This is a genomic window from Achromobacter insuavis (assembly GCF_902859645.1).
Classification (GTDB): Bacteria; Pseudomonadota; Gammaproteobacteria; order Burkholderiales; family Burkholderiaceae_B; genus Achromobacter; species Achromobacter insuavis.
This window is the reverse complement of the sequence record NZ_CADIJR010000084.1, coordinates 1-25,502: the sequence shown is the minus strand read 5'-3', so window position 1 is coordinate 25,502 and position 25,502 is coordinate 1. Positions and strand designations below refer to the sequence as shown.

General features: G+C 67.4%; 23 protein-coding genes and 1 pseudogene. 3 read left to right on the top strand and 21 right to left on the bottom strand.

Going from position 1 to position 25,502, the window contains the following annotated elements:
* The 20 genes and pseudogenes from H0523_RS27110 to flgB all read right to left on the bottom strand — a co-directional run.
* Positions 1–308 (bottom strand): annotated as a pseudogene (locus tag H0523_RS27110) (flagellar biosynthesis protein FlhF); the annotation flags it as partial.
* Complete coding sequence (flhA, locus tag H0523_RS27105) at positions 305–2,425, bottom strand: flagellar biosynthesis protein FlhA (RefSeq protein ID WP_054435501.1); 2,121 nt, start codon at positions 2,423–2,425, stop codon at positions 305–307. The pseudogene H0523_RS27110 and the gene flhA, both read right to left, overlap by 4 nt.
* Positions 2,426–2,428: 3 nt before the next feature.
* Complete coding sequence (gene flhB / locus H0523_RS27100) at positions 2,429–3,583, bottom strand: flagellar biosynthesis protein FlhB (protein ID WP_054435502.1); 1,155 nt, start codon at positions 3,581–3,583, stop codon at positions 2,429–2,431.
* Positions 3,584–3,780: 197 nt separating this feature from the next.
* On the bottom strand, positions 3,781–5,328 hold the full coding sequence (locus H0523_RS27095; protein WP_231690002.1) for a methyl-accepting chemotaxis protein: 1,548 nt from the start codon (positions 5,326–5,328) through the stop codon (positions 3,781–3,783).
* A 206-nt stretch (positions 5,329–5,534) separates the two neighbouring features.
* Complete coding sequence (gene cheZ / locus H0523_RS27090; protein ID WP_006387518.1) at positions 5,535–6,167, bottom strand: protein phosphatase CheZ; 633 nt, start codon at positions 6,165–6,167, stop codon at positions 5,535–5,537.
* A gap of 8 nt (positions 6,168–6,175) precedes the next feature.
* Entirely contained in the window at positions 6,176–6,565 is a 390-nt protein-coding gene (cheY, locus tag H0523_RS27085) for a chemotaxis response regulator CheY (RefSeq protein WP_006387517.1), read from the bottom strand.
* 50 nt (positions 6,566–6,615) lie between these two features.
* Complete coding sequence (locus tag H0523_RS27080) at positions 6,616–7,674, bottom strand: protein-glutamate methylesterase/protein-glutamine glutaminase (protein ID WP_006394428.1); 1,059 nt, start codon at positions 7,672–7,674, stop codon at positions 6,616–6,618.
* Between the two features lie 46 nt (positions 7,675–7,720).
* Complete coding sequence (locus tag H0523_RS27075; protein ID WP_156333587.1) at positions 7,721–8,557, bottom strand: CheR family methyltransferase; 837 nt, start codon at positions 8,555–8,557, stop codon at positions 7,721–7,723.
* A gap of 26 nt (positions 8,558–8,583) precedes the next feature.
* The gene (locus H0523_RS27070; protein ID WP_180180207.1) at positions 8,584–10,233 is read right to left on the bottom strand and encodes a methyl-accepting chemotaxis protein; all 1,650 of its coding nucleotides are present in this window, start codon (positions 10,231–10,233) and stop codon (positions 8,584–8,586) included.
* A gap of 144 nt (positions 10,234–10,377) precedes the next feature.
* Positions 10,378–11,637, bottom strand: coding sequence for a flagellar hook-associated protein FlgL (gene flgL / locus H0523_RS27065; protein ID WP_054435483.1), 1,260 nt, complete (start codon positions 11,635–11,637; stop codon positions 10,378–10,380).
* A gap of 48 nt (positions 11,638–11,685) precedes the next feature.
* On the bottom strand, positions 11,686–13,362 hold the full coding sequence (gene flgK, locus H0523_RS27060; RefSeq protein ID WP_054435485.1) for a flagellar hook-associated protein FlgK: 1,677 nt from the start codon (positions 13,360–13,362) through the stop codon (positions 11,686–11,688).
* A 73-nt stretch (positions 13,363–13,435) separates the two neighbouring features.
* Positions 13,436–14,419 carry a flagellar assembly peptidoglycan hydrolase FlgJ gene (gene flgJ / locus H0523_RS27055; RefSeq protein ID WP_054435487.1) on the bottom strand — a complete coding sequence of 328 codons (984 nt, stop codon included), beginning with the start codon at positions 14,417–14,419 and terminating at the stop codon, positions 13,436–13,438.
* Positions 14,420–14,424: 5 nt separating this feature from the next.
* Positions 14,425–15,561, bottom strand: coding sequence for a flagellar basal body P-ring protein FlgI (locus H0523_RS27050; RefSeq protein ID WP_054435489.1), 1,137 nt, complete (start codon positions 15,559–15,561; stop codon positions 14,425–14,427).
* Between the two features lie 2 nt (positions 15,562–15,563).
* Positions 15,564–16,256, bottom strand: coding sequence for a flagellar basal body L-ring protein FlgH (locus H0523_RS27045; protein WP_035360293.1), 693 nt, complete (start codon positions 16,254–16,256; stop codon positions 15,564–15,566).
* A complete protein-coding gene (flgG, locus tag H0523_RS27040; RefSeq protein ID WP_020927340.1) occupies positions 16,256–17,041 on the bottom strand; it encodes a flagellar basal-body rod protein FlgG in 786 nt (261 codons plus the stop codon). The genes H0523_RS27045 and flgG overlap by 1 nt, the downstream gene beginning before the upstream one ends.
* A 69-nt stretch (positions 17,042–17,110) precedes the next feature.
* Entirely contained in the window at positions 17,111–17,872 is a 762-nt protein-coding gene (locus tag H0523_RS27035; RefSeq protein WP_054435491.1) for a flagellar basal body rod protein FlgF, read from the bottom strand.
* Positions 17,873–17,910: 38 nt separating this feature from the next.
* The gene (locus H0523_RS27030; protein ID WP_054435493.1) at positions 17,911–19,380 is read right to left on the bottom strand and encodes a flagellar hook-basal body complex protein; all 1,470 of its coding nucleotides are present in this window, start codon (positions 19,378–19,380) and stop codon (positions 17,911–17,913) included.
* Positions 19,381–19,450: 70 nt separating this feature from the next.
* Positions 19,451–20,146, bottom strand: coding sequence for a flagellar hook capping FlgD N-terminal domain-containing protein (locus H0523_RS27025; RefSeq protein ID WP_054435495.1), 696 nt, complete (start codon positions 20,144–20,146; stop codon positions 19,451–19,453).
* Positions 20,147–20,203: 57 nt separating this feature from the next.
* Positions 20,204–20,623, bottom strand: a complete 420-nt coding sequence (gene flgC, locus H0523_RS27020) for a flagellar basal body rod protein FlgC (RefSeq protein WP_054435497.1) — start codon at positions 20,621–20,623, stop codon at positions 20,204–20,206.
* Between the two features lie 22 nt (positions 20,624–20,645).
* Positions 20,646–21,053, bottom strand: coding sequence for a flagellar basal body rod protein FlgB (flgB, locus tag H0523_RS27015; protein ID WP_006394438.1), 408 nt, complete (start codon positions 21,051–21,053; stop codon positions 20,646–20,648).
* A 168-nt stretch (positions 21,054–21,221) separates the two neighbouring features.
* Between flgB and flgA the strand changes: the two genes are divergently transcribed.
* The 3 genes from flgA to H0523_RS27000 all read left to right on the top strand — a co-directional run bounded on the left by flgA (position 21,222) and on the right by H0523_RS27000 (position 22,879).
* Positions 21,222–21,929 carry a flagellar basal body P-ring formation chaperone FlgA gene (gene flgA, locus H0523_RS27010; protein ID WP_054435510.1) on the top strand — a complete coding sequence of 236 codons (708 nt, stop codon included), beginning with the start codon at positions 21,222–21,224 and terminating at the stop codon, positions 21,927–21,929.
* 127 nt (positions 21,930–22,056) lie between these two features.
* Positions 22,057–22,350 carry a flagellar biosynthesis anti-sigma factor FlgM gene (gene flgM / locus H0523_RS27005; RefSeq protein WP_006394436.1) on the top strand — a complete coding sequence of 98 codons (294 nt, stop codon included), beginning with the start codon at positions 22,057–22,059 and terminating at the stop codon, positions 22,348–22,350.
* Positions 22,351–22,402: 52 nt separating this feature from the next.
* Positions 22,403–22,879: a flagella synthesis protein FlgN gene (locus H0523_RS27000; protein WP_035361419.1), complete on the top strand. Its 477-nt coding sequence runs from the start codon at positions 22,403–22,405 to the stop codon at positions 22,877–22,879.
* Positions 22,880–22,966: 87 nt separating this feature from the next.
* Here the strand turns inward: H0523_RS27000 and flhF are convergent.
* On the bottom strand, positions 22,967–25,502 hold a 2,536-nt coding region (gene flhF, locus H0523_RS26995), incomplete at its 5' end, for a flagellar biosynthesis GTPase FlhF (protein WP_180180206.1).

Sequence of the window (25,502 nt, the reverse complement as noted above, 5' to 3'; positions counted from 1 at the left end):
GGCGTGGCGCCATAGCCGGGAGGCGGCTCCAGGTTGGCGGGCGCGGCGTGACCGTACGGTGCGGGCGCCTGCGGCGACACCGGCGCGGCCGGAGCGCGAGCCGGCGCGTGGCCGTCGGCATACCCCTGCGGCGTCGGCGTCTGCGCCTGCGGCGACGCGTCGTCGAACGCGCCGTCCACCGTGGCCAGCACCTCGATGCCGCCATCCACGCTGCGGTTCGACACGATCAGCGCGTCAGGACCCAGCACCTGGCGCACCTGGCGCATGACGTCACGGCTGTTGGCGCCGAAGAAGCGGCTTATTTTCATTGACCATTACCTCCGCCGATGAGCGCCGTCACGCGGACCATGCGCTCATCCGGAATTTCCGTATTCGACAACACACCCAGCTGCGGCAGGTGGTGGCGCAGGAAGCGCGACAACGGCGCGCGCAGCACCGGCGACACCAGCAGCACCGGCGCGTTGCCCTGCGATTCCTGGCGCTCGACCGCCGCCTGGGTTTCGCGCAGCAGGGTGTCCGCCAGGCCCGGCTCCAGGCCGCCGCTGGTGGTCAGCGCCTGCGACAGCACGCGTTCGAGCTTGACGTCCAGCCCGATCACGCGCAGTTCGCCCTCGCCCGGGAACCATTGCTGGGTGATGGCGCGGCCGAGCGAGCGGCGCGTCAACGCGATCAGCTCGTTGATGTCGGGCTGGCCGCCCGCGCCGGCCGCCAGCGCCGCCAGGCGCGGGCCATGCTCGGACAGGGTGTCGATGATGGTGCGCATGTCGCGGATCGGCACTTCCTCGGCCAAGAGGCCCTGCAGCACCTTCTGCAGCGCCGTGAGCGACAGCGTCTTGGGCACCAGGTCCTCGACCAGCTTGGGCGCGTCGCGGCCGATGCGGTCCAGCAGCTGCTGCACTTCCTGGCGGCCCAGCAGGTTGGAGCCGTGGCGGTGCATCAGGTGGTTCAGGTGGGTGGCCACCACGGTGCCGGCATCCACCACGGTGTAACCGACCACCTGGGCCTGGTCGCGCAGGCTGCCGTCGATCCACAGCGCCGGCAGGCCGAAGGCCGGGTCGGTGGTGGGCGTGCCCTTGATCTGCATGGTCACGCCGCCCGGGTCGATCGCCAGCCACTGGCCCGGCATGGCCACGCCGTGGCCGATCTCGACGCCGGACAGCAGGATGCGGTAGTCGTTGGGCTTGAGTTCCAGGTTGTCGCGGATGTGCACCACCGGCGGCAGGAAGCCCACGTCCTGGGCGAATTTCTTGCGCAGGCTGCGGATGCGGTGCAGCAGTTCGCCGTTCTGGGCGTGGTCGACCAGCGGGATCAGGCGGTAGCCGACCTCCAGGCCGAGCTGGTCCACCATCGAGACGTCGTCCCAGCTGGCTTCGGCCGCCGCGGCCTGCGCCTGCGTCACGGCCTGCTGCGGCACCTCGCTGGCCGCCACCTCGGCGGCTTTGCGCCGCTTGAGCATCGCCCACCCGCCCCAGGCCAGCGCGCCGGCCAGCGTCAGGAAGGCGATGTGCGGCATGTTGGGAATCAGGCCCATGATGCCGATGATGCCAGCGGTCAGGAACATCACGCTGGGGTTGGAGAACAGCTGGCTGATGATCTGCTGGCCGATGTCCTGGTCGGTCGACACACGCGACACCACCACGCCGGCGGCGGTCGAGATCACCAGCGCCGGGATCTGCGCCACCAGGCCGTCACCGATGGTCAGCAGCGTGTAGACGCGGGCCGAGTCGCTCATCGACATGTCGTGCTGCGCCACGCCCACGATCAGGCCGCCGATGATATTGATCGCCATGATCAGCAGGCCGGCGATGGCGTCGCCGCGCACGAACTTGCTGGCGCCGTCCATCGAGCCGAAGAAGTCGGATTCCTGCGACACCTCGGCGCGGCGCTTGCGGGCCTCGTCCTCGCCGATCAGGCCGGCGTTCAGGTCGGCGTCGATCGCCATCTGCTTGCCGGGCATGGCGTCCAGGGTGAAGCGCGCGCCGACTTCGGCGATCCGCCCCGCACCCTTGGTGATGACGATGAAGTTGATGATGGTCAGGATGATGAAGACGATGATGCCGACGGCGAAGTTGCCGCCCACCAGGAAGTGGCCGAAGGCCTCGATCACCTTGCCCGCGGCGTCCGGGCCGGTGTGGCCGTGCAGCAGCACCACCCGGGTCGAGGCGACGTTCAGCGACAGGCGCAGCAGCGTGGCGAACAGCAGCACGGCCGGGAAGGCGGCGAAATCGAGCGGCTTGCGGGTGAACATGGCCACCAGCAGGATCATCACCGACAGCGCGATGTTGAAGGTGAACAGCAAGTCCAGCAGGAAGGTGGGCAGCGGCAACACCATCATGCCCAGCACCATCACGATCAGGATGGGGCCGGCCAGGAGCCGCGCATGCGCGGCGCCGTTGCTTTTCAACATGGTGAGCAGAGCGCTCATTCCTTAGACTCCTTGTGCTGCGGTCTTTGCCTGCGGGTCCAGCGCGGCCGGCACGGGCAGGGACTTGGGCGCCGTCGGTTCGGCCCCCCATCCCGAGCGCCACGAGCGCAACTGGAAAACCCACGCCAGCACTTCCGCGACCGCGGTATATAGCTCGGCCGGGATTTCATGCCCCAGCTCGACGTGTTGATACAAAGCGCGCGCCAGCGGCGGCGCTTCCAATGTGGGAATGCGATGCTCGGCGGCCAGTTCGCGGATCTTGGCCGCCACCAGCCCGGTGCCCTTGGCCAGCACGCGCGGCGCGCCGTTCTTGTCTTCCTCGTACTTCAGCGCCACGGCGTAGTGGGTCGGGTTGGTCACGACCACGTCGGCCTTGGGCACCTCGGACATCATGCGGCGGCGCGCGGCCTGGCGCTGCTGCTGGCGGATGCGGGCCTTGGTGTGCGGATCGCCTTCGCTTTCCTTGTGTTCCTGGCGCACGTCTTCCTTGGACATGCGCAGCTTCTTCAGGTGGCTCCAGATCTGCCACGGCACGTCCAGCAGCACGATCACCAGCAGCGAGGCGACGATGAAGGCGCTGCACATCGCCACCAGGCTCAGCGCCTTGGTCAGGGCGGCGGCCGGCGCCACGTGCATCAGGCCCAGCATGTCGTCGTGGTAGCGCCAGATGATCCAGACCGCCACGCCGCCCACCAGCAGGGCCTTGGCCAGCGCCTTGATCAGCTCGACCACGGTCTGCGACGAAAACATGCGCTTGAGGCCGGCGAACAGGCTGAGCTTGGAGAAATTCGGCGACAGCGGCTTGCCCGAGATGACGATGCCGCCCAGCAGCACGCTGGACAGCACGGCGATCACCGCCAGCAGGCCGAAGATCGGCAGAATCACCATCAGGGCGTGGCCGAAGCCGTTGACGGCCTGCTCGACCATCACGCCCGGGTCGGCGACCACGCGCTGGTCGAACGCCAGCCCGTTGCGCAGCACCCCGCTCAGTCCCTGATAAATCGTGCCACCGCCGGCCCAGATCGCCGCGACACCGGCGGCCAGCATCATGAACGTGCCCAGTTCCCGGGAACGCGCAATCTGCCCCTCCTCGCGCGCCTTTTCCAGGCGCCTGGGAGAGGCGGCTTCGGTTTTCTCGAGGTCGCTTTCTTCGGCCATGCTCTGCGGTGTCGTTGCGGCTCGCGGATTGACGGATTACGAGCTGCCCGCCGAGATTCTAGGAGGCCTGGGCCTTGGGCGATAAGCCAAGAAACGGGGGGAAAGCGGCGCTATTCCCGGATGCGCCCGGACCGGGCCGGCCGGGGCGGGCCGGCGACCGGGCGCCCTGCCCCGCCTGCCTGGCGGATCGGTCTGGTTCAGCCGGCCGCCGCGACCACCGGCCGGGCCGATCCGCCGGCGTCCAGGGTGGCCTGGAAACGCACGTAATCGAGCCCGATCCGCACCGCGCCCCAGTGCTCGCCGTCCAGGAACAGGGGCACGGAGATGTCGTTGACGATCTCGCCGGTATCACGGGAATAGGTCTGAAACAGCAGGGTTTCGGTGTTGGCGGCCAGCCGCGCCCCGACCGGGTCGTCGAAGATGCGCTTGTGCCGCACCCGGGCGATGTCCTGGGCCGGGTCGCCGCTGGGCGGGTGCGAATAGCGGCTGTTGTGCGCCGGGGCGTAGCCGCGCGCATCCACCAGCAGCGCATAGCTGCCGCCCGGCACGGCCTCCAGCACACGGTCCAGCAGGCGGGTCAGCGCCTCGTCGATGCCGCGGTCATAGGCGGTGTGGTAGCGCGGCGGTTCGCTGCCCGCGATCCGCTGGTAATGTCGGTCGAACACGTCCAGGCCGCGCTCGCGCGCATGGTCGAGCAGCCGGATCGCCGCCAGCCGGAAGGCGTCGAGCGTCTCGGACAGGCGGTCGAAGGCGGTATTGCCGGTGCGCATGTCCGACAACACCTCCTGCACGCTCTCGGTCTGGCGCCGGATGCGGTCGATCTCGCCGGACATGCTGGCCACCCGCTCGCGCACGTCGGCGCTCAGCGCGGCGATGCGGCTGACGTCCTGGCTCATGCCGTGGTTGGTGGCGTCGACCTCGCCGATCGCCTGCACCACCTCGCCCACCTGGCGGTTCATGCTGTCGAAATCGCGCACGAAGTGCTGGAAATCCTGGCGCGTCTTGTCCAGCACCGCGCCGGACGCGTCCACGTCCTCGCGCAGGGTGCCGGTCTGGCGCTGGGTCGAGTCGACCAGTTCCAGCATCTCGCCGGTATGGCGGCCGATGTCGCTGGTGGCGGCGTTGACCCGCTCGGCCAGCCGGCCGACCTCGCTGGCCACCACGGCGAAGCCACGCCCGGCGTCGCCGGCCCGGGCCGCCTCCACCCCGGCATTCAGCGCCAGCAGCTGGGTCTGCAGGGCGATGTCCTTGATGAGCTTGCTGATGTCGCCGACCGAGCGCGCCCGGCCGGTCAGCTGCGCCACCACGTCGGTGAAGGCCGCCATTTCGCGGGTCATGCGGTCGACCCGTTCCTTGACCTCGGACAGCTCGGCCAGCGCCTGTTCGGCCGCGCGCAGGTTCTGCCCGGAGACCTGGGCGATCTCGCGCGCATGGGTCGAAGTCGAGGCCGACAGCGCCGCGATCTGGGCGCCGCTGGCCGCCAGCGCCTCGGCCGCGCGCGCCTGCTCCTGCGCCAGCAGCGCGCAGCGGCCGGCCTGGAACTGGGTCCGGGCGGTATTCAGGGCGATCTCGATGCTGGATTGCCGCACCGTGCTGATCCGGCTGCGGATGCCGGCCAGGAAGCGGTACAGCGGCCAGGCGGCCGGGCTGAGGGACAAGGGGCGTTCGGACAGCGTGGCGCGGCCGCGATTGAGCCGGCGCAACAACCCCCAGATACCTCCGAATCGGAATATGGATCTGGCCAAGATGGCACCTCCTTGTGCGGCCCGGATTGCCTTCTGTGGGCATCCGTTGCCTAGGCGCGATGCGCCCTGTCTCCTGCTGCGGCCCCGATTCTTATTGTTTCGCAGTCTACCCAAGGGCGCGCGTTCGCACCCTTAGGGAATACGACCATGCCCGGCCAGCGGGCATGGCGGCAGGCGGGCCCGCGCGGCCCGCCGCCCGGGCGGGCTCAGAAGCCCAAACTGGCCAGCAGGTCGTCGACCTGGTCCTGGCTGGTGACCACATCGGTCTTGCCTTGCGGGCTGACCTGCGGGCCGTTGAGCAGGCTGTTGGCTTCGTCGCGGCGCTCTTGCGGCACGTTGTCCAGCAGCACTTGCAGCAGCTCGCGCTCGATCGCGCCGACCACGTCCATCATGCGCATGATGACCTGGCCGGTCAGATCCTGGAAGTCCTGCGCCATGATGATTTCCATCAGCTTGGACTGGGTCTGCTGCGTCTGCTTGGGCACGTCCTGCAGGAACGCGCGCGTGTCCTTGACCAGTTCGCGGGCCTCAGGCAGTTCCAGCGGCTGGTCGTACCATTGCTGCCAGCGACCGTCCAGCGCCTGCGCCGAGCGCGACATGCCGTCCTGGATCGGGCCGGCGGCCTCGGTCGCGTTCAGCACGCGGTTGGCGGCCTGTTCGGTCATCTGCGCCACGTAGCGCAGGCGGTCGCGGGCATCGGGGATGGCGTTGGCCGCGTCCTTGATCGCCTGGTCCAGGCCCAGCTCGCGCATGCTGTCGCGCAGCATGCGGGTCAGCGAGGCGATGCGGTGAATCAGGTCCGGGGATTCCGTCGAGTCATCATTCTGCGTCGTGCTCATCGCGCACCTCAGCCGCCAATTTTCTCGAAGATCTTGACCAGCTTCTCTTCCAGCGTCGCCGCGGTGAAAGGCTTGACCACGTAACCGTTGGCGCCGGCCTGGGCCGCCGCGACGATGTTTTCCTTCTTGGCCTCGGCCGTCACCATCAGCACCGGCAGCGAGGCCAGGCTGGCGTCGGCGCGGATCTGCTTGAGCATTTCCAGGCCGTCCAGATTGGGCATGTTCCAGTCGGACACGACGAACTGGAAGCCGCCGTTGCGCAGCTTCTCCAGTCCGATCGCGCCGTCTTCGGCCTCATCCACGTTCTCGAAACCCAGCTCCTTGAGCAGGTTGCGGATGATCCGCCGCATGGTGGGGAAGTCATCCACCACCAGAATCTTGATGCCCTTGTCTACCATCTTTTACTCCAGAAGAAATTTGCTTGAGATCGATCGGGATCACAGCCGCGTCAAACGCGGTGTCCCCGGTCGCCCAGGCGAGTCAGAATGCGCTCACTCATTGCCGACAGCGGCACCACTTCGTCAGCCGCGCCAATTGCGATGGCCTCCCGGGGCATGCCGAAGACCACGCAACTGGCTTCGTCCTGCGCAATGGTATGGGCGCCGGCTCGGTGCATGGCCAGCATGCCGGCCGCTCCGTCCTTGCCCATCCCGGTCAGGATGACGCCGATGGCGTTCTTGCCTGCCGCCACGGCGGCGGAATTAAACAACACATCCACCGACGGGCGGTGGCGATTGACCGGTTCGCTGGCTTCCAGCTCGATCACGTAGTTGGCGCCGCTGCGGCCCAGGCGCATGTGCATCTCGCCGCCCGGGGCCAGGTACACGTGGCCCGGCAGCACGCGCTCGCCGTGCACGGCCTCGCGCACCGTCACCGCGCACAGGGCATCCAGGCGCTGCGCGAACGACCGCGTGAAGCCGGCCGGCATGTGCTGCGTGATCAGGATGGCCGGGCTGTCCGGCGGCAGCGGCTGCAACACCTCGCGGATGGCCTCGGTGCCGCCGGTGGAGGCGCCCACGATGACCAGTTTTTCCGAGCTGGCCAGCGGCCGGCGCAGCATCGGCGCCGGCGCGGGCGCCGGGGCGTGCGGGCTCGGCGTGCGCAGCTTGGCGCGCGAGGCGGCGCGGATCTTGTCGGCGATGATCTCGGTGTATTCCAGCAGGCCGTCGCGGATGCCCAGCTTGGGCTTGGTCACGAAGTCGATGGCGCCCAGTTCCAGCGCGCGCAGCGTGATTTCGCCGCCGCGCTCGGTCAGCGACGACACCATCACCACCGGCATCGGCCGCAGACGCATCAGCTTTTCAAGGAAATCCAGCCCGTCCATGCGGGGCATTTCCACGTCCAGCGTCAACACGTCGGGATTGTGCTTTTTGATCAGCTCGCGCGCCACCAGCGGATCAGGCGCGGTCGCAACCACTTCCATATCCGGCTGGCTGTTGATGATCTCGGTCATCAGTCCGCGCACGAGCGCGGAATCATCCACACATAGAACTCTGATTTTCTGCATTGTTTACCGCCTCAGGCGGACCTGGAACCCGTCGCCACCGACAGGTCTAGGCCTTGCCCGCGCATTCGTAGACTGTCTGCCCGCGCAGACGGAAATCCCGACTGATATAGGTGAAGTTCTCGGAATGGCCCGCAAACAGCAGGCCGCCCGGCTTGAGCAGCGGAACGAACCGCTCAAGGATCTTCGCCTGGGTCGGCTTGTCGAAGTAAATCATGACGTTGCGGCAGAAGATGACGTCGAACTTCTCGCTGATCTGCCACGAGGGCGCGAGCAGGTTCAACGTCTCGTACCGCACCATGTCGGCGATCTCCGGACGCACCCGGACCTGCCCGGCGTTGGAACCGCGGCCCTTCAGGAAGAAGCGCTTGAGGCGGCTCTCTTCCATCTTGGCCACGCGCTCGGCCGGATAGACGGCCGCGCGCGCCCGGTTCAGCACGTTGGTGTCGATGTCGGTCGCCAACACCGAGCAGCCGCTGGCGCGTGGCCCGAGGGCCTCGGCCAGGGTGATCGCGATGGAGTACGGCTCTTCGCCCGTGGACGCCGCGCAACACCACACCGACACCGGGCCGCCGCGCTTTTGCACGAAGTCGGCCAGGATCGGGAAATGGTGCGACTCGCGGAAGAACGCGGTCAGGTTGGTCGTCAGGGCGTTGACGAAATCTTCCCATTCGGCCGCGTCCGGCTCGTTCTCGAGCTGGTCCAGATAGCTGCCGAAGTCCTGCCGGCCCAGCGCCCGCAGGCGCCGCGCCAGCCGGCTGTAGACCATTTCGCGCTTGTGCGCGCCCAGCGAGATGCCGGCGCGCGCGTGAATCATCTTGCGGACGCGGGTGAAGTCCGCGTCCCGAAAATCGAATTGGCGGTCCACCGGGATGGACGGCGCCATGTTTGCCGCTGTCGCCACTGCCGTCCTCAGCGCTCAAGAGCAAGCGCGTCAGGCGCTTGCAGCCGTGATTCGTCGGCGGCGGCGCGGCCCGAAGACAGGCGATGGGCCGGCACTTCGATCACTTCGCCGATGTTGACCTTGAACACCGCCACCGCTTCGGCCAGGCGCTGCGCCTGTTCCTGCAGCGAGCCGGCGGCGGCCGCAGCCTCTTCCACCAGCGCCGCGTTCTGCTGCGTCACTTCGTCCATCTGCGCCACTGCGCGGTTGACCTGGTCGATGCCGCTCGATTGCTCTTCCGACGCCGCCGAGATCTCGCCCATGATGTCCGTCACGCGCTTGACCGACGCCACGATCTCTTGCATCGTCGCGCCCGCGCGCTCGACCTGCTGCGAACCCGCGCCCACCTTGGTCACGGAATCCTCGATCAGGCCCTTGATTTCCTTGGCCGCCTGCGCGCTGCGCTGCGCCAGCGAGCGCACTTCGCCCGCCACCACCGCGAAGCCCTTACCCTGCTCGCCGGCACGAGCGGCTTCCACCGCCGCGTTCAGCGCCAGGATGTTGGTCTGAAAGGCGATGCCGTCGATGACCGACACGATTTCCGAGATCTTGCGCGAGCTGGCCGAGATGCCCTGCATCGTGCTGACCACTTCGGACACGGCGGAACCGCCGCGCTCAGCCACATCCGAGGCGCTGGCCGCCAACTGGTTGGCCTGGCGTGCGTTGTCGGCGTTCTGCTTGACGGTCGAGGCCAGTTGCTCCATCGAGGCCGCGGTCTCTTCCAGCGAGGCCGCCTGCTGCTCGGTGCGGCTGGACAGGTCCGTGTTGCCGGCCGAGATCTCGCGCGAGCCGACGTTGATTTCATCGACGCCGCGACGCACAGTGGCCACCGTGCGGGTCAGGCTTTCCTGCATGCGCTTGACGGCGCCGAACAGTTGGCCGATCTCATTGGTGCTGCGCACGTCGATGCGGCCGGTGAAATCGCCGCCCGAGATCTTCTCGAAGTGATCGCCGGCTTCATGCAGCGGGCGCAACACGGTGCGGTTGATGAAAATCCAACAGCCGATGGCGAGCACCAGCGCGATCGCCAGCAAGGCGATGGTGACGCTGCGCGAGACATTGTGATCCGTCTCCGCCATCGCCGCCAATTCGTCGGTGCGCTTGTCGATGAAGTTCAGGTAGGCGTCGACCGCCTCGCGGAACTTCGTGTTGACGTCGCTGGCCCTGTCGTTCAGGTTCAGGTAGTCCTGGATGGCCATGTTGGCCAGCGCGGCCGACTGGCCCTTGAGCACGCCGTCGTATTCCTTGAGCGCGGCGTCAACCGCCTGGATCAGCCCTTCCGTGCCAGCAAGCTTGGGCGTCTTGCGGAAGGCGTCCATCATCTTGAAGGCGTCCTGCATCAAGGCATCGGAGCGCTTGGCTTGCGCCGAGGCCTGTTCCGTCTTGCCCTGCTGCATGTCCATCAGCGAGGTGGACAGCAACAGGCGGGCGCGCAGGAACACGGTGTAGGCGCGGTTCAGCGGCACGGCCTGATCGGAGTATGCGGTATTGATCTGTTCCAGCTTGTCGTTGCTGGAATTCAATCCCATCCAGGCCACGCCATTGGATACGAACATGGCACCCGTGAAGAGCAACAGCACCAGGATGATGCAGGTGCGAACTTTCAAATTGACAAGCATGAAATATCCGAGCGTTAAGCGTGGTGAAACGACAAAATTCCTACCCTGTACGCACACACGGACGCTCCGGCATGTCACCGGAAGCGTCCGCAAGGGCGCAACATGCCGCGCCCGCCATCGGGCACGGCCTATGGACTCACCGCATTATTTGCGGCTGAAAAGACTCGATCCCTGGATCGTCATGAAGGCCGCCGACGCCGCCTGCAGGGCCACCTGGCGCAATGCCAGCTGGCTGGCGCCCGAGTAGTAGTCGAGGTCTTCGAGGTCCGACAGCGACTTCGAGTACGACAGGCCCTTCTGGGTGCCGGTGGCGTCCAGCGCCTCCAGTTCGTTCATGCGGGCGCCGACCGACGCGGCCACCGTTTGCACGTTGTCGTAGTTGGTCGACAGCTTCTTGTTGGCGGAGGCCAGTTCGTTATTCAGCTTGGCCAGCGCCACGGGGTCGCCGGCGATCGGCGAGTCCAGCGTCTTGATGAGGCTGTCCAGGGTGTTGAATATGTCGACGTTGGCCGACTGCACGCTTTGCACGTCGATCACGTCGCCGTTCTGCGGCGTCCCCTTGACCACGACCGAGACACCGCCGAAATCGATCGATGCATCCGGCGTGTACGCGGTCGGGGCGGCGGGCGGCGTGGGCGTGATGACGGGCGGCACCGGCGGATTGGCGTTGGGATCGGTCGTGATGACGCGGTAGCCCATGTTGCCCGTGGCCGGATCCGACTCGAACTGCAGGCTGAAATTCTTGCCGATGTTGGGGCTGCCCGGCGTCACCGACACGGTGCCGAACTGCGCGGTGCCGGTGTTGTGCGCGGCGGCCGTGCTGACGTAGGCCTGCGAACCCGGATTGGCGCGATTGAAGATGTCGCTGCCGATGTCGCTGGTGGACATCTGGCGAGACTGGTCGACCTGCACCGTGCGTTCGCCGGTGGCGCCGCTGTAGACGATCTTGCCGGTGGCGTCCTGGGCGTAGGGAATGACGCCGCCCTGGTAGCCGGAGAACAGGTACTGGCCATTGCCATCGGTGCTGTTGGCCAGGCCCAGCAATGCGTCGCGGGCATTCTTCAGCGCGGTGGACAAGGCCTGGCGATCGCTGTCGGCGAAGGTGCCGTTACCGGCCTGCACCACGCGGGTGCGCACGTCGGCCAGCGCCGTCGTGATCGAATCCAGGACGTTGTTTTCCTGGGACAGGTTGGTCTTGGCCGTGTTGCGATTGAGCTGGTACGTCGCGTTCATGCTCTGCGTCTGCGCCACGTTGATCGACAACGAGGCGGCCAGCGGATCATCCGCCGGCGTCAGGAACTTCTTGCCGCTGCCCACCTGTTCGACCAGGCGGTTCATGTCGGATTCCTGAGCGAGGACGCCCTTGAGTCCGTTCGAGTACATCATGGAGGTGCTCAGGCGCATGGGGATACTCCGAATTTGTCTTGATGGGTCACGATGTCAACGATCCGATCAGCCGCGCAGGCCCAGCAGCGTATCGAACAGCGTGCTGGCGACGTCGATGATGCGGGCGCTGGCCTGGTATTGCTCCTGGTACAGCGACAGGCTCACGTATTCTTCGTTCAGGTTGACGCCCGACACCGCCTGCTGGGCCTCGAGCTTCTGGGCGACGAGGTTGGACTGGGCAGTGTTGGCCGACTTGATCTGCGCGGTCTGCACGCCGACGGTGTTGACCACCTGCGAGAACATCTCGTTGATGCTCATCGTGCCGTGGCCCAGCACCTTCTTGGTCTGCAGTTGCGCCAGCGCCAGCGCGTTCTTGCCGTTGGCGTCGCCGCCGGCCGCATCGGCCGCGGCGATCTTTTCCGGATCGGTGATCAGCACGTTGATGTCGCGGGCGGCATCGCGCGTGGGCGACAGCGACCACTTGTCGCCGGCTTGCGGCGGCGAGTCGATCGTCAGCGTGACGCCCATTTCAGCGCTCAGGTCCAGCGTGGCGGTGGGCGGCGTGCCGGTGGCCGGGCCGTTGTACACCTGGGTGCCTTCCGGCACGCGCGTCACGCGGTAGTTGGCGCCGTCGAAGCTGATTTCGTAGTCTTTGGCGTTGATGTTGTTCACGTCGGTGAACGTGCCGCTGATCTGCGCGCCGCTCTTGTTGGCGGCGTTCGGCACGCCCTGTGGCTTGCCGATGCTGAAGAAGTCCGTGCCCGGGTTGCCGGCGGTGTCCAGGCCCTGGCGGTGCTGCTCGTTGAACGACATCGCCAGGCCGACGGCCATCTGGCCCAGCTGGGCCTGCATGACGTCCAGCGACGAGGCGCGGAACTGCAGCAGGCCGCCCAGCTTGCCGCCGGTGACGTCGGCGTCGTTCAGCTCGACCGACACGGTCTTGCCACCCGAACCGGCCGGCAGCGTGTAGGCGATGACGGTGCGGCTGACGTCCTTGGACGACGCCACGGCCTGCAGCGGATAGATGGTGTTGCCCGACAGCAGCGCCTGGCCGCCCGAGGCCAGCGAGATGTTGAGCTTGTCGCCCTGCTCGTAGGTCGTGATGCCGACGAGCTGGTTCAGTTCCGACACGGCCTGGTCGCGCTGGTCCAGCAGGTCGTTGGGCGGATTGCCGCCAGCCTTGGCGCGGGCGGTGGAAATCTGGTTGTTCAGGTCGTCGATGCGGGTCAGGTAGCTGTTGACCTGGTCGACGGTGGTCGAGATCTGCGTGTTCAGGCCCAGGCGCTGGTTCTGCATTTCCTGGTAGGCCGAGCGGATCTGGGTGGTCAGGCTGTTGGCCTTGCCCAGCAAGTCCTGGCGCGCGGCCGGATCGGCCGGCTTGCTGGCCACGGTATTCATGCTGGTGAAGAAGTTCGACAGGCCCGGGGCGATGCCCACGGTGCGGTCGGCGAACAGGTTGTTGACCTGGGAGATCTGGTCGAACTGGGTCTGCAGCTGGGCGCTGCTGCCTTGCGCGCCGACCAGCTGCTTGTACAGGAAGCTGTCGTAGCTGCGCACCACGGTGTCCACCTGGACGCCGCGGCCGATGAAGCCATTGCTGGTCGCCTGGGCGCCGGCGGTCGAGATCATGACGCGCTGACGGTTGTAACCGACCGTGGTGGCATTGTTGATGTTGTGGCCGGTGGTCGCCAGGCCCGCCTGGGACGCGTTCAGCCCGCCCAATGCCAATTTGTACAGATTCATGCTGACAATGCCCCGTATGTAACCGCGACTGATATTTCTGGATACCCGATTAACGGCAGCAGGTAGTCCAAATTTAGAGTCCTTCCAACATCTGACGCGAAATATCGACCTTGGCGGCGGCGCCGCGCAGCTGGCTCATGACGCCGATCAATTTCTGCGCGTACTGCGGATCGGTGGCGTAGCCGGAACTCTGGATGCGGCGGGCGGCCTCGATCTCGTTGCGCGCCTGGGTCACGCTCTCATAGCGCGGACTGGTGCCGATCAGGCGGGCGTAGTCGGCGAACGATTCCTCGTAGGACGAATAGGCCCGGAAAGGTTGCGTCACCTTTTTCGCGACGCCGTCTTCGTATTCGGTGGTCAGCACATTGACGACCTTGCCCTTCCAGCTGGGGCCCGCCTTGATGCCGAACAGGTTGTAGCTGGTGCGACCGTCCTCGTGCTTGATCTCGCGCTGGCCCCAGCCGGACTCCAGGGCCGCCTGGCCCATGATGAGGCGGGCCGGCACGCCGCTCTGCTGCGAGGCCAGGGTGGCCGCGCGCGACATCTTCGACACGAAATTGATGACGTGCTCGGGCGCGCCCTCGGCCGCGGCCAGGGCCCGGTCGCTGGCGCGGTTGTTGCGCATCACATCCATCAGCGCCGACACCTGGCGCGAGCCGCCGGTCTGGAAATCCAGGTCGGTGCCCTGCCCCAGGCGTTGCACGGCCTCGGCCGGCAGGTCGCCGGGCTTGCCCTGCTGCATCTGCGCCAGGATCGATTGCGACAGGCCGATGCCGGGCGTGGCCAGGTGCAGCGCCAGCTGCTCGTCGGCCATGGATTGCAGCATCTGGGTCTGCTGCGAGTCGAACAGCCCTTCCTTGGGCGTCGCCTCGCGCATGCGCTTGAGCATCATCTGCAGGAACAGGGCCTCGAACTGCTTGGCCACCTGCTTCTGCTGTTCGGTGCCGGGATTGGCCGGGTCCTTGGTCACGTCGCGCTTCAGGTCCGACAGGCGACCCATGTCGAACACGGAATCCTGGCGACTGCCCAGGGACGCGGAAGTGTTGGTGTAACCCATGGCGGTCAGATGATTTCCAGCTCGGCGCGCAGGGCGCCGGCGCTCTTCATGGCCTGCAGGATCGCCAGCAGGTCCTGCGGCGTGGCGCCCAGGGCGTTCAGGCCCTTGACCACGTCAGCCAGGTTGGCGCTGGTGCTCACGCGCTGCAGCGAGCCGTTTTCCTGGCGCACTTCGATCTGGGTGTTGGGCACCACCACCGTCTGCCCTTCGGTGAACGGCGTATCCGGCTGCGACACCTGGTTCTGGCGGTTGATGATGACCGACAGGTTGCCGTGCGCCACGGCGGCTTCCTCGATCATGACCGTGCGGTTCATGACCACCGAGCCGGTGCGGGCGTTGATGATGACCTTGGCCACGGTCGGGGCGCGCGCCACCTGCAGGTCCTCGACCTGCGACAGGAAGCGCGCCTGCGCCGATTGTTCCATGGGGCTGCGCACCTGCACCACGCGGCCGTCCAGCGCCGTGGCCGTGCCCTGCCCGAACTTGCGGTTCAGCGCCGCCACCACGTTCTGGGCGGTGCCGAAGTCGGTGTTGTTCATTTCCAGGTAGATGTAACCGTCACGCGCGAAGGTGGTCGGCACCCCGCGCTCGACGATCGCGCCGGCGCTGATGCGGCCGCCGTTGAGCTGGTTGATCTGCACGCTGGAACCGCCGGCCGAAGCGCCCGCGCCGCCGACCAGGATGTTGCCCTGGGCGATCGCATAGACCTGGCTGTCGGCGCCCTTGAGGGGCGTCATCAGCAGCGTGCCGCCGCGCAGGCTCTTGGCGTTGCCCATCGAGGACACCACCACGTCGAGCGTCTGGCCCGGACGGGCGAACGCCGGCAGGGTCGTGGTGACCATGACCGCCGCCACGTTCTTGAGCTGCATGTTGCTGCCGGCGGGCACGGTGATGCCCAGCTGCGACAGCATGTTGGTCAGGCTCTGCTGCGTGAACGGCGTCTGGCGCACCTGGTCGCCGCTGCCGTCCAGCCCCACCACCAGGCCATAACCGATCAGCTGGTTGCCGCGCACCCCCTGAATGGAGGCCAGGTCCTTGAGCCGCTCGGCATGCGCCGCCGAGGCGCCGGCCAGCAGCCCCGCCGCGACACAGACGCGCGCCAGCAGGGACAGCAGGGCGGAAATCGGAGTGGGTTGTTTCATGGTCAGAACGGCGAAGCGATCAGGAAGAAGCGTTGCAGCCAGCCCATGGTCTGGACCTCGTCCATGACGCCCTTGCTGCGGTATTCGATGCGGGCGTCGGCCACCTGGGTGGACGACACGGTGTTCGTGCCGGTGATCGAGCGCGGATCGACCACGCCCGAGAAGCGCACGTATTCGCTGCCCCGGTTGATGGCGATCTGCTTCTCGCCGGCCACTTGCAGGTTGCCGTTGGACATCACGCCCACCACCGTGGTGGTGATGGTGCCGGTGAAGGCGTTGTTGGCCGTACTGTCGCCCTTGCCCTGCGACACGTTGCCGCCCTTGGCGTCGGTGTTCAGGTTGGCGTTGGCCCAGCTGTCCATGAACGACGGCGCGGCGGCGATGCCCAGGCTGGCGTTGCCGCTGCGGTTGGTGTTGGTCGCGACGTTCTTGGAGGCGTTGGTCTTCTCGTTCAGGACGATGGTGACGATGTCGCCGACGTTGCGCGGCCGGCGGTCCTCGAACAGCGGATAGTTGCCGTACGTCGTGGGCTGGTAGATCGAGCCGGTGGGCTGCGCCGTCGGCATCGGCGGCGCCGGCGGCGCGGCCGTCGTCGGCCCGGTCACGATGGGCTCGGGCGGAATCATGGCGCAACCGGCCACCAGCAACGCCAGGGCCGCACTCGAAACCAGACGCAGGACAGACGACATAGGCATCACAGTTGGGTCAGGCGGGCCAGCATTTCGTCCGAGGTCTTGACGGCTTTGCTGTTCATTTCGTAAGCGCGCTGGGTCGTGATCATGTTGACCAGTTCCTCGGCCACGTTCACGTTGGAGGTTTCGACGTAGTTCTGCATGAACGTGCCGGCGCCGTCGACGCCGGGCTGCAGCAGGTTGGCCGGGCCGGAGGCGTCGGTTTCCAGGTACAGGTTCTCGCCGACGCTCTGCAGGCCGGTCGGGTTGATGAAGGTGGCGATCTGCAGCTGGCCGATCTGCACGTTGACGCCGGCCGCGCCGGGCTGCGTCACCGAGACGATGCCATCCTTGCCGATGGAGATCGACAGGGCGTTGTCCGGCACGTTCATCGGCGGCTGGATCACGTAGCCGCTGACCGTGGTCAGCTGGCCGTTCTGGTCGCGCTGCAGCGCGCCGTCACGGGTGTAGGCCTGGGTGCCGTCCGGCAGTTCGACCTGCAGGAAGCCGCGGCCGTTGATCGCCACGTCCAGTTCGCCGCCGGTGTTGTTCAGGCCGCCGGTGGTGTGGATGCGCTCGGTGGCGGCCACGCGGGCGCCGGTGCCCAGCTGCAGGCCCGACGGCAGCTGCGTGGCGTCGCCGACCTGGGCGCCGGGCTGGCGCAGGGTCTGGTACATCAGATCCTGGAACACGGCGCGGCCGCGCTTGAAGCCGTTGGTCGAGACGTTGGCCAAGTTGTTGGAAATCACGTCCATCGAGGTCTGTTGACCTTCCAGGCCCGTCTTGGCAATCCACAGCGAACGCATCATGATGAAGTACTCCTGGTGCGGCGGCCCGGCCGCGCGCGAAAATTATTTGGTTCGGATCGGCTGACCGGATCAGGAAACCGAGAGGATGCCGTTGGCGCGCTCGGCGTTGCGATCCGCCTGCTGCACCACCTGCATCTGCTGCTCGAAGCGGCGGGCGTTCTCGATCATGCCCACCATCGCCGCCATCGGATTGGTATTGCTGCCTTCCAGCACGCCGGACAGCACCCGCAGGCTGGGGTCGGCGGGGGCCGGCGGCGCCGGCTGGCCATTGACCGGCGCCAGGCGGAAGACGCCGTCGTCGCCGTGCACCAGTTGCGCTTCCGGCGGGTTGGCGAGCTTGATGCGGCCCAGGTTCAGGATGTTGTTCGGGGCATCGCCGGCGCCAATGGCGGTGATGGTGCCGTCCGAGGTGATCGTCAGCGCCGCCTGGTCGGGCACGTCGATGATGCCGTTCTGGTCGGACATCACGGGCTGGCCCAGCGAGGTCTGCAGCAGGCCGTTCACGCCCACCTGCAGGCTGCCGGCGCGAGTGTAGGCCTCGCCCTGCGGGGTCTGCACGGCGATCCAGCCGTTGGAGCTGGCCAGGGCCACGTCCAGGTCGCGGCCCGTGGTCTGCATGTTGCCCATCTCGAAGTTGTTGCGGGGCGTCGACGCCACCGTCGAAACACGCGTCGGCAGGCTAACGCCGTCGTTCACCGGAACCGACCGGTACAACGCGATCTGCTCGCGAAAGCCCGGCGTGTTCACGTTGGCCATGTTGTTGGAGAGCGCGGCCTGATGCTCCGTGATCCGCGCTGCGCCATTCATGGCGGTGTAGATGATTCGATCCATTGCCTATTCCGTCGGTGTCGTCGCGTGCCCGTCAGCCATTACTTCAGGTTCATCAGGACTTGCATGATTTCGTCCTGGGTCTTGATGGTCTGCGAGTTGGCCTGGTAGGTGCGCTGGGCGATGATCATGTTGACCAGCTCCTTGCTCATGTCCACGTTCGAGGCTTCGGTCGCCTGACCCACCACCTTGGACATGCCGTTGTTGCCCGGCTGGCCCAGGATCGGCTGGCCCGACGAAGCGGTTTCCTTCCAGGCGTTGTTGCCCACCGGCTGCAGGCCCTGCAGGTTGGCGAAGTCGGCCAGCACGATGGTGCCGACGATCGAGGTTTCGCCGTTGGTGTAGCTGGCCACCAGGCTGCCGTCGGCGCTGATGTTGATGCCGCGGAACTCGCCCGAGGAGTAGCCGTCCGGCTGGGACTTGAGCGCGTAGGCGCTGCCGTACTGCGTGGTGCCGGCGTAGTTCACGGCGATCGCCATCGGATCGGCCGGGGTGGTGCCGCCGCCCGGCGTCGCGAACGACAGGTTGACCGTGGCGGCGCTGGTCATCACGCCGGCCTTGTTGAACGTGAACTGGGTCGGATTGCCCCACACGCCGCCCGCCTGGGTGGTCGGCGCCATGGCCTGGCCGTCGATGGTGTAGTAGACGTCGTAGACGCTGTTGCCGGCGGCGTCGGCGGCGCGCTTGGCAAAGTACTGCATCACCTGGTGCGAGTTGCCCAGCGAGTCGTAGACCGTCATGGGCGAGGCGTTGGTGTAGCTGCCGGGGACCTTGGGGTCGAACGGCTTGCCGACTTCGGTCACGGCGGCGGTGAAGTCGACGAAACCGGGGATGACGTTCAGGTTGCCGGCGGTGACCTGGCCGGTGCCGTCGATGGTGACGGTATTGGGCGCGGTGCCGTAGGTGTTGGCCGGCGGGTTGCCCGGCGCCCAGGTGATCGCGCCGCCAGGCGCCTTGGTGAAGGTGTAGGCGGTGCCGCCCAACGTCACGGAGCCGGGCACGGCCGGCGACGTCACGGTGTCGACCTGGTAGATGACCTTGGCGTTGGCGTCCAGGTTGGCCACGGTGGTGGCGGTCGAGGTGGCCTTGGGCGCCACGTTGGCGGTGGGCAGCTGCAGTTCGACCGGGTTGGCGCCGATGCCGCCGTTGGGGTAGCCGGTCAGGCGATAGCCCTGCGCGTTGACGATGAAGTTGTTCTTGTCGACCAGGAACTCGCCGTTGCGGGTGTACATCACGGCGCCGCTCTGGTCGGTGACGCGGAACATGCCCTTGGCGCCATCGATGGCGATGTCATATTCGCCGCCGCCGCCGTTGACCGTGCCCACCGTGAAGCGCTGGGTGATCGCCGACACCTTGGTGCCCAGGCCGACGCGCGAGCTGGCGTAGACGTCCGCGAACGACGCGGTCGACGACTTGAAGCCGACGGTGCCCGAGTTGGCGATGTTGTTGCCGATGACGTCCAGGTTCTGCGCCGCGGCGTTCAGGCCGCTCAATCCTTGTCCGAAACCCATGTTTTCTCTCGCTAATCTTTAAAGGGGAAACCGCCGCCGTGGCGCCGGCTGATAATCAAACCGGCTGGCCTCAGCCGATCACCTTGCGCACATCCAGCATGCTGGTCTGGCCATCCAGGCCCATATCCAGGCGCAGGCCGTTGGTGGAGTAGGCCACGCTCTTGACCTTGCCGTACTTCAGCACTTCGGCGGCCACCTTCTTGTCATCGCCATCCGTGGCCAGGACGGACACGGTGTAGGCGCCCGCATCCATTGCCACGCCGGCGTCGTTCTTGCCGTCCCAGTCCAGCGTGTACACGCCGGCCTTCTGCTCGCCCAGCTCGATGGTGCGCACGACCTGACCGTTGGCGTCGGAAATGCGCACCTGGACCTTGGCGGCGTCCTTCTGCAGGTCGATGCCGTAGGGCGTGACCACGCGTTCGGAGGGGTTCGCGGCGTCCACGCCGACCTTGACGGCCGAACCGGGCACCAGCACACCCTTGCCGATCATCGCGACCGCGTTCATGGATTGCGACACGTCGATCTGGCCGCTGATGGCCAGCATGGTGTTCTTGAGGTTGGTGATGCCTTCCACGGTGGAGATCTGCGCCAGCTGCGAGGTCAGCTCGGCGTTCTGCATCGGGTTCAGCGGATCCTGGTTCTTGAGCTGCGTGACCAGCAGCTTCAGGAACTGGTCCTGCAGGCCCTGGGCGGTGCTGGAGCCGTTGGCGCCGCTTTGCGCCAGGCCCAGGCCGGTCTTGCTGGTGGATTGGTCAACGGTGGTCATGGGTTCACTTCTTCAAAGACTTCCGCGCGGGCGGCGCGGCGCGCGGAATCAGACGGATCAGGATTGGCCGATGGTGAGGGTTTTCTGCATCAGACTCTTGGCGGTGTTCAGCACCTCGACGTTGGCCTGATACGAACGCGACGCCGCGATCATGTTGACGGTTTCCGCGATCGGATCGACGTTGGGCATGCTGACGTAGCCCTGCGCGTCGGCCATCGGATGCTTGGGGTCGTAGACCTGCTTGAGGGGGGACTGGTCCACCACCACGCCGGCCACGCGCACGCCGCCGATCTCGCGGCCCTGCGTCTGGCCGGCCGGCGGGTTGACCTGGAACACCACCTGGCGGGCCCGGTACGGCTGGCCGTCGGGACCGACCACGCTGTCGGCGTTGGCCATGTTGCTGGCCGCCACGTTCATGCGCTGTGACTGCGCGCTCAGCGCCGAACCGGCGATATCGAAAATGCTCAACAAGGACATTGCCTGCGGTTCCCTATGAAAATCAATCCTGGATGGCGGCCATCATGGTCCGGATGCGACCCGACAGCAGCTGCATCGTGCTCTGGTAGTGCAAGGTGTTGTCGGCGAACTGGACCCGTTCGATGTCCATGTCGACCGTGTTGCCGTCCATGCTGGGCTGGTACGGCAGGCGGTACAGCAGATCGGTCGGCCCCTGCGACACGGCCTTGGCCGGGATGTGGCGCGCCGACGTCAGGGTCAGCGAGGTATCCGGCAGGCGCTTGGTGCCTTCCATGGCGTTCTGCATCGCCGTCTTGAAATCGAAGTCACGCGCCTTGTAGTTGGGCGTGTCGGCATTGGCGATGTTCGAGGACAGCACTTCCTGGCGCTGCGCGCGCAGTCCCAGGGACTGCTGGAAGAAGCGGAAATCTTCATTAAGCCGGTCTAGCATCGGGTCGCCTTGAATACGGATGAAACCCGGGACAGCGGACGCACCGTTATCCCATTGGATGACGGCATCATAGAAGCGGGTGCCTCAACACAATCAGCCAAATAACCCGTCATTTCTCATCCAATTCACGTATTGCCAAGCCGCGCGGGCTTCTACAATTCGGACATGATGAAATTCCCCGCAAAGCTCCGCGCGCGCGCCGCCTGCCTGGCCGCCCTGCTGCTGGCCCCGACGGCCCAGGCGCAGGACGCCGCCGTCCAGGCGCCGGAGGCGATCATCATCGCCGCGCAGACCTATTTGCTGGAACAACTGGCCGCCCTGCCCGGCCAGGCATCGGTGGCCATCGATCCGCCGCGGGCGGACCGCCTGGCGCCCTGCGATGCCATGTCCCCATTTATGCCCTCGGGCATGAAGCTGCGCTCGCGCATGACGGTCGGCGTGCGCTGCAATGCGCCCAAGCCCTGGACCACCTACGTGCAGGCCACGGTCAGCGTGCCGGGCTACTACTACGTCGCTTCGCGCATGATCGCCGCTGGCCAGGCCCTGACGCCCGCCGACCTGGCGCCGCGCGACGGCGACCTGGTGGCCCTGCCCCCGGGCGTCATCACCAATCCCGACACGGTGGTCGGCATGACGGCGGCCTACCGGATCAACGCCGGCCAGCCGGTCAAGGGCGCCGCCCTGCGCAACGCCCAGTCGGTGGTGCGCGGCTCGAACGTCCGGATCAACGCCCGCGGCAAGGGTTTCGTGGTCAGCAGCGAGGGGCAGGCCCTGGACAACGCGGCGCCGGGCGCCACGGTCCAGGTCCGCACCGCCAGCGGACAGGTGGTCAGCGGCGTGGTGCGCAACGCAGGCCTGGTCGAAATACAACTTTAGTCAATGTTACATATCGCGTTGCGGCAAGCGCCCTCCTGCCCTAAAGTTCCTTCCGACCCTGTCGTTACAGAGACATAAGTAGGCGGAGCCGTCGCAAACCGACCCAGGACGCCCTGCGGAGAAAACCTTGAAAATCAATTCGACAACCAACCGGCCCATCTCGGCAGATGCGGTCAGCCCTCGCGCCGAGTCCGCGGTCGCCCAGGCCTACGGCGCCGGCAGCGGCAGCGGCGCCAGCAGCTCGCAGGTCGCGCTGAGCTCGGCCTCGCGCAAGATGCTGGCCCTGCAGGACGGCTCGAACGACATCAACGTCGAGCGCGTCGCCGCGATTCGCGCCGCCATCGCCTCGGGCCAGCTCAAGATCGACACCAGCCGCATCGCCGATGGCCTGATCGCCAGCGCCCGCGACCTGCTGAAGTAATACCGTTTTTGCAAGATCGCCGTTTTTTCGACCCGTCCGCCCGAGTATGACCATGAGCCCTGTCGAGTCCCTGCAAGCCTGCATGAAGCAGGAAGATGCCCTGATCACCGAGTTTTCCTCCATCCTGGAAGAAGAAACCAAGGTGCTGGTCGGGCCGGGCAACGTCGACGCGCTGCATGACATCACCGAGCGCAAGGGCAATATCGCCCAGCAGCTGGTCGACCTCAGCCACACCCGCGACGGCCTGCTGGCCGAAATCGGCCTGCCCGCCGGCCACGCCGGCACCGAGCAGGCCGCCGTGCAGCACCCGCAACTGTCCGACGTCTGGCAGGCCCTGCTGGCCAAGTCGGCGTCGGCCAACGAAATCAACATGCGCAACGGCGCCCTGATCGACGTGCACCTGCGCTATACCCAGCAATCGCTGGACGCCCTGCGCCAGATCGGCGGCCTGGGCGGCACCTCGACCTACGACGCCCAGGGCCGCGGCGCCCGCGCCACGCCGGGCCGCAAGCCCATCGTCGCCGGCTGAGCCGGATCCCGACGCCCCAAGACAAACAGCCCGCTTTCGCGGGCTGTTTGTCTTGGCGGCCATGCGGCCGTCCCGAGTCGGGGCGCGCTAGACGCCGCCGGCCATTTCCAGCATGGCGAACATCTTCAGCAGCGCCACCGGCAGCAGGCGTCCGGACAGCTTGCGCTCCGGGCTGACGACGCCGGCCAGCGTGGCGCGCACGCCGTCCGCCGCCGACGCATGCGCCAGCTGCCAGCAGGCCGCGCCCAGCTGGCCGGCCATGAGCGACTGCCGCGCCAGCGTATGCGAGCCGTCGACCGCGGGCAGCGCCTGCCAGGCATTGGCCATGTAGCGGAACCCGGCTCGCGCCTCTTCCTGCAGCACCAGCCAGCGCGCCACCGTGGCGGCGTCCGCCTGGCCCGCGGCCAGGTTGGTCAGGCCGAACAACTGGCCGGCCACTTCGCCGCTGGCGGTATCGATCAGGCGGGCGCACACCAGCCGGAAGCGGGTCTCGTCGCCGCGGCCCGGCAAGCCGATCTCGGTGCCCGAGGCCCACAGCGCCAACGGCGCCGGCCGGGCGCCGGGCACGGCGCGCAGGCCGGGCATGTCGCCCGGCTGGCCCACCGGCAGGTAGCCGACGCTCTTGCCCACCGCGTTCAGGTTGGTCGGGCATTCATCCTGGATCACGCGCATGCCGCCCGGGCTGCGCGCCACCCACGACACGCCCTGCTCGCTCAGGCTCTGCCACAGCGCCGAAGTGCCGGCTTCCAGCATGTGCACGGCCGGCACCTGGGCCAGTTGCTCGTTCAGCCAGCGCACCCGCGCTTCCAGGGCCACCGCCGTGTCCGGCTGCGCGGCGGCGGCCGGCGCGAACGACGACAGCATGCCGTGCGGCAGCACCAGCTGTTGCGCCGGCGCCGCCAGGGCTGCGCCGCGGTCGCTCATCAGCACCGCGCTGAGCAGCGTGCCGCCGGGCAAGGCCTCGCCCTTCATGCTGGTCTTGCCGTGCATGACCAGCAGGTTGCGGCTGCAGGCGGTGGAGAATTCGCGCCGCACCATCGCCAGGGGCGTTTCGCCCAGCGCCGCGAGGCTCGAACCCGCGCCGTCGCTGACATACTCGCGCCACGAGGCGCGGGCCTGCACGCAGGCCGGGTCGCTGTCGAGCCAGCCCAGGGTGTCATCCAGGTTCTGCGCGGCCTCGATCGTGCCGGCGCCGCCCTGCGGACGCAGGATCGCCGAAGCCAGCAACTGGCGGCGGCGGGCGGGATCGACGGTCGTCTCGGTTTCGCGCGGCGTCGACCACAGCGACGCCATGTCGGCCTCGCTGGGCGAATACAGGGCGCGGGCGCGCTCGACCATGGCGAAGGCGCGGTCGATGAGCGCATCGGCGCGCGCCAGCTCCAGGTGCTCCGGCACCTTCTGGCCGATCGACGAATAATGGATCGGCAGCCGGTGGCGGATCGCCGTGTCCAGCGCCGCGCCCAGGCGCGAGGCCTCGTCGAGCTTGGTGATGATGCAGCCTGCCACGTCCTCGCCGACGCCGTTGCGATAGGCGTGGGCGACTTCGTCCAGCGTGTCGCCCTGGCTGGCGGCGTTGAGCACCAGCAGGCGGCGCACCGGCTTGCCGGCGTTGCACAGCATCGCGGCCTGCTCGGCCACCTGGCGGTCGCGCTGGCTGATGCCGGTGGTGTCGATCAGCACGATCTTGCGATTGCCCAGCTCGGCCAGGATGCGGCGCAACTCGCCGGCATCGCGCACCGAGTGCGCAGGCACGCCCATCAGGCGGCCATAGATCTGCAGCTGCTCGAGCGCCCCGATCCGGAAATTGTCGGTGGTCAGCATCGCCACCTGCTCGCGGCCTTCGCGGGCGACGCAGCGCGCCGCCAGCTTGGCCAGCGTGGTGGTCTTGCCGACGCCGGTCGGGCCGACCAGCGCGTACACGCCGCCGCCCAGGAATTCATCTTCCGAGCCCAGCACCGGCAGGTGCGTGACCAGTTCATTGCGGGCCCAGGCCAGCGCGGATTCGGCGCTCATGCCTTGCGGCATGCGCTCGACCAGCGCGCGGACCAGCTTGGTGCTGAAACCGGCGTCCAGCAGGCTGCGGAACAAGGCGGCGCCCGCCGGCTCGCGGCCGGGTCCCTGGCGTCCGCCCCACAGCAAGCCGTCCATGCGGCTTTCGAGCGCGCCGCGCAAGGCGCTGATGGCGTCCTGCAAGCCCGCCGCGGCGTCGCCGGGCAGCGCCGCGGGCGGCATCCCCGGACCATTGCGCAGCGGCGCATCGGGCATGCGCGCCATGGGCGACGGCGCCATGGGCGGCATCTCTCGCGCAGGCGGCAAGGCCGGCATTTCCATCCGCACCGGCGCGGCGGGCGCCATCACCGCGGGCGCGGCCGCTTCCGTCGTCACGGCGGGCGGCGCGGCGACCGGCGCCGGCGCCATGGCGGGCGGCGCCTGACGCGCGACGGGTTCGGGCGACACCTCCGGCTCGGGCAGAGACTGCGCGGCGTAGGTCGACTGGTAGGCGGCGATCGAACGCGACGGCACCGCGTAGGCGGGCTGCGCAGCGGCGACGGACGCCGGCGGCGCACCGTAGGCCGGTTGCGAGGCGCTCGGCGCCGCGCCATAGGCGGGTTGCGGCGCGGCG